Origin of the sequence: Acinetobacter sp. MD2 (genome assembly GCF_035615575.1) — a bacterium.
Taxonomy (GTDB): Bacteria; Pseudomonadota; Gammaproteobacteria; order Pseudomonadales; family Moraxellaceae; genus Acinetobacter.
This window is the reverse complement of sequence record NZ_VTDK01000004.1, coordinates 72,977-87,131: the sequence shown is the minus strand read 5'-3', so window position 1 is coordinate 87,131 and position 14,155 is coordinate 72,977. Positions and strand designations below refer to the sequence as shown.

11 protein-coding genes, 8 tRNA genes and 1 other annotated feature are annotated in these 14,155 nt (G+C 39.6%); of the genes, 8 read left to right on the top strand and 11 right to left on the bottom strand.

Annotation, left to right across the window (positions count from 1 at the left end; all coding sequences use genetic code 11):
- Positions 1–4: 4 nt before the first annotated feature.
- A protein-coding gene (locus FXN70_RS07025; protein ID WP_420714389.1) for an IS3 family transposase occupies positions 5–1,197 on the top strand; the annotation gives its coding sequence in 2 pieces (ribosomal slippage) (positions 5–245 and positions 245–1,197; 1,194 coding nt in all).
- Positions 253–369 (top strand) — a sequence feature (AL1L pseudoknot). Its footprint overlaps the gene before it by 117 nt.
- Positions 1,198–1,534: 337 nt before the next feature.
- On the opposite strand, the gene FXN70_RS07020 is transcribed toward FXN70_RS07025, so the two are convergent.
- The gene (locus tag FXN70_RS07020) at positions 1,535–2,743 is read right to left on the bottom strand and encodes a multidrug effflux MFS transporter (protein ID WP_324646755.1); all 1,209 of its coding nucleotides are present in this window, start codon (positions 2,741–2,743) and stop codon (positions 1,535–1,537) included.
- A 125-nt stretch (positions 2,744–2,868) separates the two neighbouring features.
- Between FXN70_RS07020 and yccS the strand changes: the two genes are divergently transcribed.
- The 4 genes from yccS to FXN70_RS07000 all read left to right on the top strand — a co-directional run bounded on the left by yccS (position 2,869) and on the right by FXN70_RS07000 (position 9,578).
- Positions 2,869–5,040 (top strand): YccS family putative transporter, encoded by a 2,172-nt coding sequence (gene yccS, locus FXN70_RS07015; protein WP_324646754.1) that lies wholly within the window; start codon positions 2,869–2,871, stop codon positions 5,038–5,040.
- Positions 5,041–5,114: 74 nt separating this feature from the next.
- Positions 5,115–5,675: a YcxB family protein gene (locus FXN70_RS07010; protein WP_324646753.1), complete on the top strand. Its 561-nt coding sequence runs from the start codon at positions 5,115–5,117 to the stop codon at positions 5,673–5,675.
- 167 nt (positions 5,676–5,842) lie between these two features.
- Entirely contained in the window at positions 5,843–8,458 is a 2,616-nt protein-coding gene (locus FXN70_RS07005) for a sulfite reductase flavoprotein subunit alpha (protein WP_324646752.1), read from the top strand.
- A gap of 253 nt (positions 8,459–8,711) precedes the next feature.
- Positions 8,712–9,578, top strand: coding sequence for a xanthine permease (locus tag FXN70_RS07000; protein WP_324646751.1), 867 nt, complete (start codon positions 8,712–8,714; stop codon positions 9,576–9,578).
- Between the two features lie 112 nt (positions 9,579–9,690).
- Here FXN70_RS07000 and FXN70_RS06995 read toward each other — a convergent pair.
- The 10 genes from FXN70_RS06995 to FXN70_RS06950 all read right to left on the bottom strand — a co-directional run bounded on the left by FXN70_RS06995 (position 9,691) and on the right by FXN70_RS06950 (position 11,701).
- Positions 9,691–9,766 (bottom strand) — tRNA-Val (locus FXN70_RS06995).
- Between the two features lie 89 nt (positions 9,767–9,855).
- A tRNA-Asp gene (locus FXN70_RS06990) sits at positions 9,856–9,932 on the bottom strand.
- A 39-nt stretch (positions 9,933–9,971) separates the two neighbouring features.
- Positions 9,972–10,047 (bottom strand) — tRNA-Val (locus FXN70_RS06985).
- A gap of 96 nt (positions 10,048–10,143) precedes the next feature.
- Positions 10,144–10,220 (bottom strand) — tRNA-Asp (locus tag FXN70_RS06980).
- Between the two features lie 39 nt (positions 10,221–10,259).
- Positions 10,260–10,335, bottom strand: a tRNA-Val gene (locus tag FXN70_RS06975).
- 31 nt (positions 10,336–10,366) lie between these two features.
- Positions 10,367–10,443, bottom strand: a tRNA-Asp gene (locus FXN70_RS06970).
- Between the two features lie 35 nt (positions 10,444–10,478).
- Positions 10,479–10,555, bottom strand: a tRNA-Asp gene (locus FXN70_RS06965).
- A gap of 23 nt (positions 10,556–10,578) precedes the next feature.
- A tRNA-Val gene (locus tag FXN70_RS06960) sits at positions 10,579–10,654 on the bottom strand.
- Positions 10,655–10,832: 178 nt separating this feature from the next.
- Positions 10,833–11,321: a cell wall-recycling L,D-carboxypeptidase ElsL gene (gene elsL / locus FXN70_RS06955; protein WP_324646750.1), complete on the bottom strand. Its 489-nt coding sequence runs from the start codon at positions 11,319–11,321 to the stop codon at positions 10,833–10,835.
- An 11-nt stretch (positions 11,322–11,332) separates the two neighbouring features.
- Positions 11,333–11,701, bottom strand: a complete 369-nt coding sequence (locus FXN70_RS06950) for a YbaN family protein (RefSeq protein ID WP_324646749.1) — start codon at positions 11,699–11,701, stop codon at positions 11,333–11,335.
- Positions 11,702–11,768: 67 nt separating this feature from the next.
- Between FXN70_RS06950 and FXN70_RS06945 the strand changes: the two genes are divergently transcribed.
- From FXN70_RS06945 to dapE, 3 genes are all read left to right on the top strand, one after another.
- The gene (locus FXN70_RS06945; protein ID WP_324646748.1) at positions 11,769–12,638 is read left to right on the top strand and encodes a DUF1853 family protein; all 870 of its coding nucleotides are present in this window, start codon (positions 11,769–11,771) and stop codon (positions 12,636–12,638) included.
- Between the two features lie 102 nt (positions 12,639–12,740).
- Positions 12,741–12,881, top strand: a complete 141-nt coding sequence (locus FXN70_RS06940) for an entericidin A/B family lipoprotein (protein ID WP_324646747.1) — start codon at positions 12,741–12,743, stop codon at positions 12,879–12,881.
- A gap of 111 nt (positions 12,882–12,992) precedes the next feature.
- Positions 12,993–14,132, top strand: coding sequence for a succinyl-diaminopimelate desuccinylase (gene dapE / locus FXN70_RS06935; protein ID WP_324646746.1), 1,140 nt, complete (start codon positions 12,993–12,995; stop codon positions 14,130–14,132).
- The last annotated feature ends 23 nt before the right edge of the window (positions 14,133–14,155 follow it).

Here is a 14,155-nt window from a genome sequence, read left to right as displayed (position 1 = left end):
TGAAATCAGAGAACGTGCTGTTCGCTTAGTTCTAGAATCCGAAAAAGATTATCCCTCAACTTGGGCTGCAATTACTGCTATTGCTCCTAAAATTGGTTGTACACCTGAAACATTACGTGTCTGGTATCAGAAGCATCTTGATCTCCAAAATCCGACCAAAGTACAGCAGATATCGGATCAAGAACGTATCAAAAATATGGAACGTGAAATTAGAGAGTTGCAACGAGCAAATGAAATTCTTCGTAAAGCAGCCGCTTTTTTCGCCCAGGCGGAGCTCGACCGCCCACGCAAATAATGGTCGATTTCATTCACAACAATAAAATCAAATATGGTGTAGAAGCCATCTGCACCATATTACCGATTACACCATCCACTTATTATCGCCATCTAGATTTGACTAAAAACCCCGATAAACGTTCTAAACGAGCTTTGCATGATGAGCATTATGCAGAAGAAATTAAACGAATATGGCGTGATAGTTCAGGTCGTTATGGCATTCGTAAAGTTTGGGAGCAATTGAAGAAAGAAGGCTACTCTATTGCACGTTGCCGTGTTGCTCGATTAATGCAAATGCTTGATATACAAGGTGTATGGCGTGGTAAGAATAAGCAAACCACACGTAGCCGTGATGATCAAAAACGTGCAGATGATTTGGTTAAACGTGATTTTACAGCACAACATCCTAATAACCTCTGGGTCGCTGACTTTACGTATATTCATACCAATTCAGGCTGGGTCTATACGGCATTTATTATTGATGTTTTTTCACGAGCAATCGTAGGTTGGAAGGTTTCAACACGTATGAACACTGATATGGTCCTTGATGCACTGGAGCAAGCATTACGTGATCGAGGTATGCCAAAGAATGTGATTCATCACTCCGATCGAGGCGTGCAATATTTATCGATTCGCTATACCAATCGCCTAGAAGCAGCAAATGTAAAAGCCTCAGTCGGTACCACGGGTGATTCATACGATAATGCTTTGGCTGAAACAGTGAATGGTTTATATAAAATGGAGGTGATTGAATATTTGAAATCTGATTGGACAGGGCTATCTGATGTTGAACTAGCAACATTGAATTGGGTCGATTGGTTTAATAAAAAACGGCTACATAGTGCAATTGGATATGTGTCGCCATTTGAATATGAAACGATGTACTATGCTAAGATGAATCCGTTAGGTCAGGTGGCCTAACTTAGATAAACTGTCTCCGATAAATCCGGTACGGTTCAACACTTGAAAACGCACCGTTAAATCAAATTAATATTAGCCTTGCGGTGGCTTCGCGCTTTATTCAAGAAAAAATTCCGACCCTTTTTTCTCTAAATCAATATCCAAATTTACAAGCACTCACTCATAAACTTGAACAAACGTCAGAATTTAAACAATACCCCTATGCTTAAAACACCCTAAATAGTATTTCAGCTTAAATAAAGCTATTCTATTGCTCTTGTATTCCATTGAATACAAGAGATACCTTAAACGGATTAAAACACTATTCAAGAAATTTAGTACATTCAACTTTGTACTGTCATTTTTTTTGCATACGGTTATTGTTGCTTGTACCGTACATTGCCAGCAATGCCCCACCACTCGACAATAGCATAACAATTGCCATATTCAATAAGGCTGTTCCAAACAAAAAGTTGAGCAATACACCACCTAGCAAACCCACCATAAACTGCATACTGCCCATAATTGCACTGGCAGTTCCTGCACGTGCACCTTGCTGTGCCATTGCCAAAGCCATGGCATTCGGGCCACTTAAGCCTATGCTTGACACCACGGCAAACATACCACACATGATCACCCATAGTGGGAAATGCTCAAAATAACCCGCAATCAAGAGTAATACAGTGCCCACAATCTGAATCAGACCACCCAATAATAAGCGCTGAAACACAGATAAATATGCAACACTGTGTTTATTCACCCATGACATTAAGGTAATACCCAATGCATTCAAACCAAATACATAAGCAAACTGTTGCTGAGACAAATGATATTGCCCCATTAAAATTGCCGTAGCAGAATTAATATACGCAAAGAGTGCGCCACCGCCTAAGCAACCACATAGCATGGGTAAAACGAAATGCTTATCTTGCAAAATATTGCCATAAAGTAAAAAAATTTGTTTGACGTTCAAATGTAAGCGTTTTTCTAATGCCAAAGTTTCTTTAAAGAAAAAATGTACACTACACAAACAAATTAAGCCAATGAGCGCCAATAATTTAAAAATACTGTGCCATGAAAAAAAGGCCAAAATCCAAGCCCCTAAGGTTGGTGCAACCACAGGTGCAATTCCCATTACAATCATCATGCTAGAAAAAGCCTGTGCTGAACCTTCAACATCTAAACGGTCACGAATTGCAGCACGTGCTATCACCACCCCCACACAGCCACCTAAAGCTTGAATCACTCGTGCAGCAATTAATGTCCAATCGCTTGTGGCATAAACGCAAAGTAAACAACCCAAAATGTAAAGGCTTAGACCAAAATATAATGGTGTTTTACGTCCAATTCGGTCACTAATAGGACCATAAATAAGCTGACCAACAGCCAAACCGAAAAAATAAGCAGGCAAACTGTTGGCGACTTTTTGTTGCGTCGTATGTAGATCATGTGCCATTTGTGGCAAAGCAGGCAAATACATATCAATCGACAATGGACCAAGGGCAGTCAAAAAGGCAAGCAATAAAATCCATGAAATTGGATAGTTTTTTTCAGCAGTGTGTGACATAAATTTGAGTGCTTCAAGGATTGACCATACAGACAAGATTATACGACTAAAGTATAATCATCAACAATGAAAATCCCCATCACTCGTTGCACAGAGTTTCATCACTTCGCGATCAGGAAATCACCTTGAATCTTGGCTTAGTACGTATTCGTCAAATCACCCAAAATAGTTCACTCATGTATAACCTACGCATGGTGATTGCATTTGTCGGCACAACCTCCGTGCCATATTTTTTACATTTCCAAATTGCGACCATCCCTCTGACTTTGGGCGTGGTTGCCGCGGGTTTAAGTGATATTGATGACCGCTTCACCATTCGACTACTGAATCAGCTATATACTTCAATTGGTTTCTTTTTTGCTGCTGCATCCATTCAATTGCTATTCCCACATCCAATATGGTTTGCGCTAGGCTTACTATTCGCCTGCGTGGGGTGGATTTTACTGGGCTCATTAGGGCGGCGTTATGCATCTATTTCTTATGGTTGTTTAGTCATTTCTGTCTATGCCATGTTAGGAATACATTTGTTTGATCAGTGGTATATGCAACCAATGCTGTTGGTGATTGGTGCACTATGGTATGGCATTTTATCGACTCTCAGTTTTTTACTGTTTCCTGTACGTCCCGTACAAGTCAAACTTGCAGACAGCTATTCCTCTTTGGGCAATTTTTTATTTGCCAAATCAAATTTATTCGACGTCGATATGACGGCTGAAAGTTATCGTCAAAGTATGATTGATTTATCGATGGAAAATGGCAAACTGATTGCCTTATTTAATGAAATGCGAACCGCTTTACTCACCCGCTTAAAAGGTGACCGTGGACAAAAAGACACGCGCCGCAGTCTACAATATTACTTTGTCGCCCAAGATATTCACGAGCGAGCAAACTCTGCTCATATCGATTATCAAAAACTTGCCGAGCATTTCCAACACAGTGACATTCTGTTTCGATTTCAACGGATTTTGTCGTTACAAGGCAAAGCCTGTAAAGATTTAAGCGAAAATATTCTTCAATCCACACAATATCAGCACAGCAAACGTTTTAAACATGCCTTTGAGAATCTTAAATTTTCACTTAAAAAATTAGCACAACAATATCCAAACGACCCAATTTGGGTCAATGCTTTGTATTCACTGTATCAAAATTTAAAATCGGTTGATGGACAATTACGTAATTTAGAAGCAGAGCGTGCTTTAAGTATTGACAGCACCAAGCAGGAAAATCAGCTTAAAGATGATGATTTAAAAGGTTTTTCTGATATTAAAATTAGAATTAAACAGCATCTCACCCCTGAGTCAGTGTTGTTTCGACATGCCGTACGCCTATCCATTGTGCTGTTTTCAGCCTATTTATTTGTGCAAATGACAGGCATTAAATATGGTTACTGGATTTTACTTACGGCGCTATTTGTAAGCCAACCTAATTTTAATGCCACCAAACGCCGCTTACGCCTGCGTATTATTGGCACATTGGTTGGCATTATTATTGGCTACGGCATTTTATATTTCGTCCCTTCCACCGAAGGACAGTTATTGTTATTGATCATTAGTGGCGTACTATTTTTTGAGCTACGGAGTAAACAATATGCTCAGGCCACAGCATTTATCACCATTTTAGCCCTCATTAACTTTAACCTCGATGGTTTCGGTATGACTGCTGCCCTCCCTCGTTTAATCGATACTATCATTGGCTGTGCCTTTGCATGGGTGGGCGTGACCTTTGTTTTTCCCGATTGGAAATTTCGTCGCCTGCCACGCAACATTAAGCGGGCCTTTGTTGCCGAATGCAATTATTTAGCTGAAATTGTAGCGCAATATCATTCAGGTCGAATGAACAGTCTCAATTATCGAATGGTACGCCGCAGCGCACACAATAGTGATGCAGACTTAGCCTCACTCATTTCAACGCTCGCCACCGAACCCGATATTGACGCGCAGCAAAAAACTATTTCTTTTGATTTACTGTGCTTAAACCATACCTTTTTAAGCTATATTGCGGCACTTGGCGCACATCGGGAACAAGTTAATGATCCTGAAATTTTAACCTTATTGAATAAAGCCTTAGAAGATATTCGCGGTGCATTGTTGCATGATGAAATGCCCGATTTATCAGCACAAAATATGCTGCAAACTATTCGACATAAACTCTCGCAAAATAGTGAACATGACCAACATTCGCTCATTATTTTGCAGCAACTTTCTTTAATGTTTAGTATTCTGAATCAACTTACGACTTTAAAGCAAAATTTGAGTAATCCACATGATGATGCAGGCTCTGAATTTGCTTCCATTTAAAAGCTCAGATTTTCGTGTAAGATGGTGGCATTTGATGCTAAAATTTTTCAGTTTATTCTTTGTAACGACTCACTATGACCGCTAAAACTTTATATGCATATACTTTGCAACCCGTAACTTATGAAATATCAGAAGCTGAACAGCGCCATGCTCAATTGGTCATTTGGCGTAGCACAAATAAAATCAGCCTAAAAGTTTGGGCAATTTTAGCAGCTGTGACGTTACTTGCCATTTTAGGACTCGTGCTGATTAAAAACTATTCCACCATTATTTGTTGGGTCATGCTAGCGAGCGTTGCAATCTACTTACTCGTACGTATTTTTGGCTTAGAATGGTACGTGAAACGTAAAATGAATGAATTTCCGGTTCAAGAAATCAAAGGCATTCGTTTAGGCGTACAACCACATGGTATTGTGATGCGTCAGCAAATGGGTATGCAAGAAGGTGTAGGCACTATTGCATGGAAAGATATTTATGAATGGTACAATACACCTGAATTTTTACTGTTAAATTTTAAAGTAAAAGATCAACAAGGTGCGTATATTTTGCCAAAACGCATGGACAGTAAAAACTTTCCATTTCAAACGATTCGTAAACACTTAAAAGAAACACTTGGCGAGGCAAAACAAGTTTAATTTTTACTTGTCTCTCACCCTCACCAGCTTGCTGCGATGAGGGTTTTTTATTGGCTAACCCACAACGATAATGATAATAAATATTAAATGTAAAAAAATAGCATTTATAATTTTCCTGTGTATAATCCTGTACAAATTTCCTTCTTTTTCACTCAGCTATCTTCGCCATGTTTAAAAAAGTACTGTTTCAACTGCATTGGTTTTTGGGTATTACCGCGGGCCTGATTTTATCAATCATGGGCATTTCAGGTGCGCTATTTTCTTATGATCAACAAATCTTACAATGGATAAATAGCGATAGCTATGTCGTACAAGCACAAACGCAACCCAAAATGACACCAACGGAGCTGTATCAATACTACCAACAGCATTATCCTGAAACGAAAGTAAATAGTATCACCGTGGCGGCAGATCCAACTGCATCGTCTACAGTAAATATTGAAAAAGCAGGCGAACGACGCGGCTTTAATCAAATGGTTAATCCTTATAACGCAGCATTATTGCCTGATATTAAAGGACGTGGCTTTTTCCAATTTATTCAACAGTTACATCGCAACTTAACCGCAGGTGAAGTCGGCAAACAAATTACAGCTGCATGTACCCTCATGCTTTTGTTTTTCATTTTTAGTGGCTTATATTTACGCTGGCCTAAAAAACACACAATTAAACAATGGTTTGCAGTTAAACCAAAGCTTAAAGGTCGTAACTTTATTTGGGATTTACATGCCGTAATTGGCACATGGGTAATTTTATTCTATTTGGTATTTGCCTTAACAGGTTTGTACTGGTCTTATGATTGGTGGCGCGATGGCATGTTCAAAGTCATGGGGGTTGAACGTCCACAAATGCAAGGCACGCCACCTCGCCCTGAAGGTAATTCAAAAAATTCACCGCGGGGTGAAAGTGGTAATCCTAAACAAGTATCGCAACATGGCTCTAAAGATGACAAAGAACAGCAAGAACCCAAGCTATCAAATATACAAATTGAACAAGCACTGACACAATCATGGCTTAGTTTCAATCAAAACTATAAAACTGCTTATTCTGCTGTTACGCTCAATATCCCTAAAGATGCCCAGAAAGTCGAAATTAGTTTCATTGATCCAGTGCCACAACACGAACGCGCACGCAACAGCACAATTTACAACCTTCAAGAACAAAAGTTTGAAAAAACTAAACTATATGAAGATAAGAAACTCAATGAAAAAATCATGAGTAGTATGTTACCTGTGCATAGAGGTAGCTTTTTTGGCCCAATCTGGCATTTCATGGCAATGCTAGCGTCTCTTGCAATGCCATTATTTTTTGTAACAGGTTGGATGCTATATTTAAAACGTCGTAAACAAAAAAAGCTAACTCAAGCTGCGCGTCAAGCTTTAGCGCCCATTATTTCAATTGATCCAAATGCAACACCGTGGCTCATCATTTACGCGACACAAACAGGTACAGCCGAACAATTGGCATGGCAAACTGCAACTAGCTTACAGCATGCACATCAAGCAACACAGGTACAAGCATTACAAAAAACTAGCTTGGCAGACCTAAAGAATGCCACACAAATCTTATTTGTAGTGAGTACCTATGGTGTAGGTGAAGCACCCGATTTGGCACAGAATTTTGTAAAAAATGTGATGTCTGAAAATGTTGACTTATCTCAATTGCGCTATGCTATTTTAGCACTTGGCTCTTTAGAATATCCTGACAGTTATTGTCAATTTGGACAGCGTTTAGATCAATGGCTACAACGTGCCCAAGCACAATCGTTATTCCCACTTGTAGAAGTCGACAATGCATCAGCACATGCCTTACAACAATGGCAACATGCACTTGGTCAAGTCACTGCACTTGAACTTCAAGACATCCACATCGAACAAACTTTTGATGATTGGAAACTGAGTAATAGGCAACGTATTAATCCAAACAGCTTGGGTGAAGCCATTTATCACTTACAATTAAATACTCATAATGATGTTGTCTGGCAGGCGGGTGATATTGCACAAATTCAACCCTTTAACAGCACACAACGCATTACCACATTTTTAGAGCATATCAATTTCCCTGCAAATACATGGGTTAAAACTCAAAATTGTGATCTTGCAACTGCGTTGCTAAATAAAGATCTAACCGTTGCAATTGCAACCTTTGCAACACCCGATGAAATCTTAAATCATCTGCCGACTTTAGCAATGCGCGAGTATTCAATTGCAAGCATCCCTACTCAAGGACATTTAGATCTGGTTATTCGACTCAATTCCGACAGCAATGGCACACTCGGCTTAGGCTCAGGATGGCTGTGTCAATATGCTCAACTGGGTCAAACTGTACAAATGCGGATTCGTACCAATCAAAGCTTCAATCTAATTAATGATAATCGCCCAATTATTTTCATTGGTAATGGAACAGGCATTGCGGGGTTGATGAGTTTATTACAACAACGTGCTAAAATGCACTATCAGCAAAATTGGCTCATTTTTGGTGAACGCCAACGTGAGCATGATTTCTTATTTAAGCATACACTCACGAGTTGGCTTGATACCGGCCATTTACAACAGCTCGACCTTGCTTTCTCTCGCGATCAAGCCGAAAAAGTCTATGTACAAGATGTACTTCGCCAACAGTCAGAGCAATTAAAGAAATGGATCGACCAAGATGCAGTACTGTATATTTGCGGCAGCATTGAAGGTATGGCAACTGGGGTTGAACAAGCCTTAATTGAGATTTTAGGTGCAGATCAGCTTGATCAATTACGTGAACAAGGACGTTATCGCCGCGATGTTTATTAAGTTGATTGTTTAATTTTAAGCCCAGACTTCGGTCTGGGTTTTTTATTATCGTATGATTGACATATTCAAAAATTAAATCGAATATCTCACAGCATCAATCAAAAATTATATTTGTAAGTTTGTGCATTCAAGTCTGTTTTAATCATGCGTGAACGCTAAAATCACATCTTTTACATTTTACCAATACGATGTATTCATATTACAAATATGTTATTTATTCTTATTACAACATCATCATTTTATGGATGCTCGTGTGAAATTAACCGAATCAGGACAGATATTTTTTGTTTGTGTCGCGCTATTGATGGTTTGGTCATTTATCCTCACCCAAAAATGGATGAATCGTTTAATTCAAAATAAAAGATCGCATAACATCAGTCATTCAGCGCCTCAACGAAAAAAAATAAAAGCAAAAACCGAGCGGCCAAGTAAATTCGAATTCGCCTGTTTATTTGCTGTTGTATTTTCGATCAGTGCTATATTTTTTCCATTTAGCTATTGGGTTACTCAAGCAGTCTATAATTTAAGTACCAAACCAACATATACAGGCCAAATTGTCAGTTACACATCAGAATGGGTAAAAACAGAAAGAACCGATTCAAATAATCGCTCGTACACCGTTGATGAGCTAAGACATACTGCACAAGTCAGATTTACCGACAAAAATCATCATAGCCATACTTTAGATAATTCGATCAGCTCCACAGCAATCCCTGTAATCGGTGACAGCATCACTATCGTTTATGCTCAAGGCGATCAACGGGTTGCAGAAAAGAGTATTCGAAGCTTTATCCTGTATTTTGCATCATCATTCATGTTATTTATTCTTGGCTTTATATTGGTTGCAATTATCGCCTATGGTTTAAATCGAGATATGACCGCTTATATTCAGTTTGCCCAATTTTTGATTTATCGAATGGTAATTCCACTTGGCAGTATGAGTATGTTTGCTATGCTGCTCTATAGCTTATTTGAATATTTTTTCTTAGGTAATCCGCAAGCACTGCCATTTTGGGTGGCTATTCTATGTGCGTTCTTTGTGTTAATGCTGACACCATTGATCTATTATATTTTATCCAAAGGAAAAATGTATGATACGTATAAATCGAATAAAAGATGAATTGAAAATAAGTTCTTAATAGAACAAAACAAATAGAGATATAAATTAAATGATTAAAAATAAACGCATTTTTTAAAATTGGCGGAATTTGAATAATGAATTTTAGAATATATGGTGGGCGCTGACGGGATCGAACCGCCGACATTCTGCTTGTAAGGCAGACGCTCTACCAACTGAGCTAAGCGCCCTGAGAGATAAAATTGATGAGGAATCAATTTTAAAAATTCAAGATAAGGCTATCTTGAAGTACATTTTCTTAATCAGGGAACTAAGAAAATGGCGCAGCGGACGGGACTCGAACCCGCGACCCTCGGCGTGACAGGCCGATATTCTAACCAACTGAACTACCGCTGCAAGGTCGTATTTAAAAACATGTTGTTTTTAAATAAAATATGGTGGGCGCTGACGGGATCGAACCGCCGACATTCTGCTTGTAAGGCAGACGCTCTACCAACTGAGCTAAGCGCCCTAAACAACTAAAAAGCAATGCTTTTTAATAATTTAAAGGTAAAACTAATCAAGATAAATAATCTTGAACTTTATTTTCTCAATCAACTTAAGAAAATGGCGCAGCGGACGGGACTCGAACCCGCGACCCTCGGCGTGACAGGCCGATATTCTAACCAACTGAACTACCGCTGCACGGCAGTGTTTAAAAATATAAAATTTTCAAACAAAATATGGTGGGCGCTGACGGGATCGAACCGCCGACATTCTGCTTGTAAGGCAGACGCTCTACCAACTGAGCTAAGCGCCCTTTTCAAGGGTATTACAAATATATTTATAAATGGCGCAGCGGACGGGACTCGAACCCGCGACCCTCGGCGTGACAGGCCGATATTCTAACCAACTGAACTACCGCTGCACTTATAAATACATCTACAAACGGTTTAATCTAAATGGCGCAGCGGACGGGACTCGAACCCGCGACCCTCGGCGTGACAGGCCGATATTCTAACCAACTGAACTACCGCTGCATCTAGATTTAACACGAAGGGCTTGGTGGGCGCTGACGGGATCGAACCGCCGACATTCTGCTTGTAAGGCAGACGCTCTACCAACTGAGCTAAGCGCCCTTCATAACGTCTTCTTCGTTTGTGAGGTGCATTATAGAGAATCCTCATGGACTGTCAAACGCTTTTCATCATGTTTCTAAGTTTTTGTGTTTGAATGATTAAAAAATAAGTCATTTTTCAATATTTTAGTCATATTTAGCTTAAATCATCTTACTTTTGGCTAAATTTAAGGTGGTTTTTATTCTAAAAGATAGACCAACGTACCATCTGTGACTAAATCAAACAGTTCAATCACATCCTGATTACGCATTCGAATACAACCATGCGATGCAGCGATGCCCATCGGCTCAGTGTCAGGTGTACCATGAATATAAATATAGCGTTTAAACGTGTCACAACCATTGCCCATATTAAAGCCTTGCTCTAAACCTTGCAGCCATAAAATTCGCGATAAAATCCAGTCTCGTTCAGGGTGTAACTGCCCATACTCAGCGCTATAAATTTCACCTGTGGCTTGCCGTGCCACAAAGACACTGTTTTTTGGCATCCCCTGCCCAATTTTTTGGGCAACTTTATGCCATCCACGCGGGGTTTTACCGCTATTTTCTTGTTCTCCAACACCATTTAAACCACTAGAAATTGCATATTTTTTTTGTTGTTTAGGTAAGATCAGTTGTTGTTGGGTAAGATCAATTAAAATATCGGCATCTTGAAGGGAGTATTGCATAATATTGCCTTTTATATAGATGGAGAGGCTTCAGGACGCATCCACAGCCAAATCGCAACGATGAGCATCGTCACATCGGTAAAAACCTTGACCCAAAACGGTGCGGGAGTAAATAGCATCACAACACCACTTACAAACATCATACTGCTTGCAAGCCATTTGGCTTTTCTAGGAACCGTTCCATTTTGTCGCCAATTTTTCAAAGTTGAGCCATATTTAGGATGATTCAGCAACCAAGCATCCATTTGTGGCCATCCTTTTGATGCCGCCCACGCTGCGAGAATCAAAAATACAGTGGTTGGCATACCTGGCAATACTGCCCCGATCATCCCTAACACAATAAACACCACCACCAAAAAGCGCCAAAAGAGATTTTTCATGCAAGCCGCTGATCACCAAGTCAGAATATAGTATAAGTAGATTTAACTTCCCCCTACAGCTTTTTTCATGCTCAATTCTGCAACTTTATTTGAACCATGGCTGCAATTTAAAACACCGGCTGTGCGGCAGTTAGCCTTTTGTATTGCCAGCCCCAATATTGTGACCATGCACCCACCTGAACTTAGCATCCATTTTAATTTTGAATGGCATAACGACAATTTTTGGGAAAACTGTTATCAAAATTATCAAAGGCGTTTAATCGAACTCGACCAAAATCCAACTGCATTACATACATTCTTGGCAAAAATTAAAAGCACTCGCTTAGGGATTCGTTTTGAAAGTTTATTATGGTTTTGGCTGCAAGATAATCCAAATGAACAATACCATCCCTATCGTCTTATCCAACATAGTGTGCAACAAATTCAAGGCAAGCAAACGCTTGGCGAATTGGACTTCCTTTTGCTCAATACACACACCATGCACATTGAGCATTGGGAAGTCGCATTAAAGTTTTATTTGGCAGAACGACAGTATCAACTTGGCGCATGGTATGGTTTGAATCGGCAAGATACATTACAAAAGAAATTACAGCATTTCACCCAAAAACAATTCCAGTTTAGCCGAGCACTTGGGTTTGCAATTGAAAAGAAATATGCCGTTTTAAAAGGACAGCTTTATTTACCCACGCTACAGCAATGCCCTACTCCAACTTGGGTGAATCAAAAACGACGTTTAGGCACATGGGGCAATCGAATTCCAACCGACCCTATGCTGCATCTTTCTAGGCATGAATGGCTTTGCCCTGATGCCGAACCCCAAGTAGAACCTACAATTTGGTGGAGAAGTGATCTGTATTACACATCTAAACATAATGAGTTTTTTATGTTTCGCCAGCCAAGTTTACTTCTAAATCACTCCAAAAAGATTAAAATTTAAGCTACAAATTATTACATTTTGATGCTAAACGTTAATACTTTTTTCTAAATGGCTTGCTTATGATGAATTTACATTAATAACTAAAGTTACACGGAGCACACGATGAAAAAAATTCTACTTACTTCTGTTGCAATCGCGTTCATGTTAGCGGGATGTAACACTTTCAAAGGCATGGGACAAGATGTCTCAAAAGCGGGGAATGCAGTCACCAATACCGCTGAAAAAACACAGCAAAAAATGTAAGAATTTTCTAAAAAACCTTATCAAATCGATAAGGTTTTTTTAACACTGCCATTTCATTCGCTTAACGCTTGACCTATCATAAGCAGCAAAATTTCTAGCTTTGATTCCGTCATGACCCATACCTCCGATACGCTCGCACTCAGCCTTGAATTATTACGTCAACCATCAATCACACCAATCGACCATAACTGCCAAACCATGATGGCCGACCGTCTTGCTAAAATTGGTTTTAATATTGAAACCATGCGTTTTGAAGATGTCGATAATTTATGGGCACGCCGTGGTACACAAGAGCCTGTGTTCTGTTTTGCAGGACATACCGATGTTGTACCAACAGGTAATTTAGATGCTTGGGATACCGCTCCTTTTGTTCCAGAAATTCGCGATGGCAAATTGTATGGGCGTGGCAGCGCCGATATGAAAACCGCCTTGGCGGCGATGGTAGTTGCAACTGAACGTTTTGTCGCAAAGCACCCGAACCATAAAGGTTCAATTGCCTACTTAATCACTTCGGATGAAGAAGGTCCTGCTAAAAATGGTACAGTTAAAGTCATTGAAACCCTAGAAAACCGCCAAGAAAAAATCCAATGGTGTTTGGTTGGTGAACCATCAAGTACTCATCGTTTAGGTGACATTGTCAAAAATGGCCGTCGTGGTTCATTAAATGCGGTATTAACGGTACAAGGCAAACAAGGTCATGTTGCCTATCCACATCTTGCCAACAACCCTATTCATCAGGCAGCACCTGCTTTAGCAGAGCTTGCCAATACGGTTTGGGACAATGGCAATGAATATTTCCCTGCGACATCCTTCCAAATTTCAAATATTAATTCAGGAACAGGTGCAACCAATATTATTCCAGGCACATTAGAAGTGGTATTTAACTTCCGCTTTAGTACCGAAGTTACAGCAGATGAGCTAAAAGCACGTGTAAATGAGATTTTACAACGCCATGGTTTGAGCTTTGCAATTGATTGGAATTTGTCTGGCTTACCATTTTTAACACCTGTGGGTGAATTGGTATATGCGACTCAAAAAGCCATTCAGCAGGTCTGTAATATTGAAACAGAACTCTCAACCAGTGGTGGTACATCTGATGGACGCTTTATTGCACCAACGGGTGCACAAGTGATTGAATTAGGTGTGCTCAATGCCACTATTCATCAAGTTAATGAACATGTGAATGTAGATGATTTAGAACCTTTAGCTGAAATCTATGAACAAATCTTAATTCATCTATTGGCCGTTTAAAACACGCATCCAAATAAAAAAGC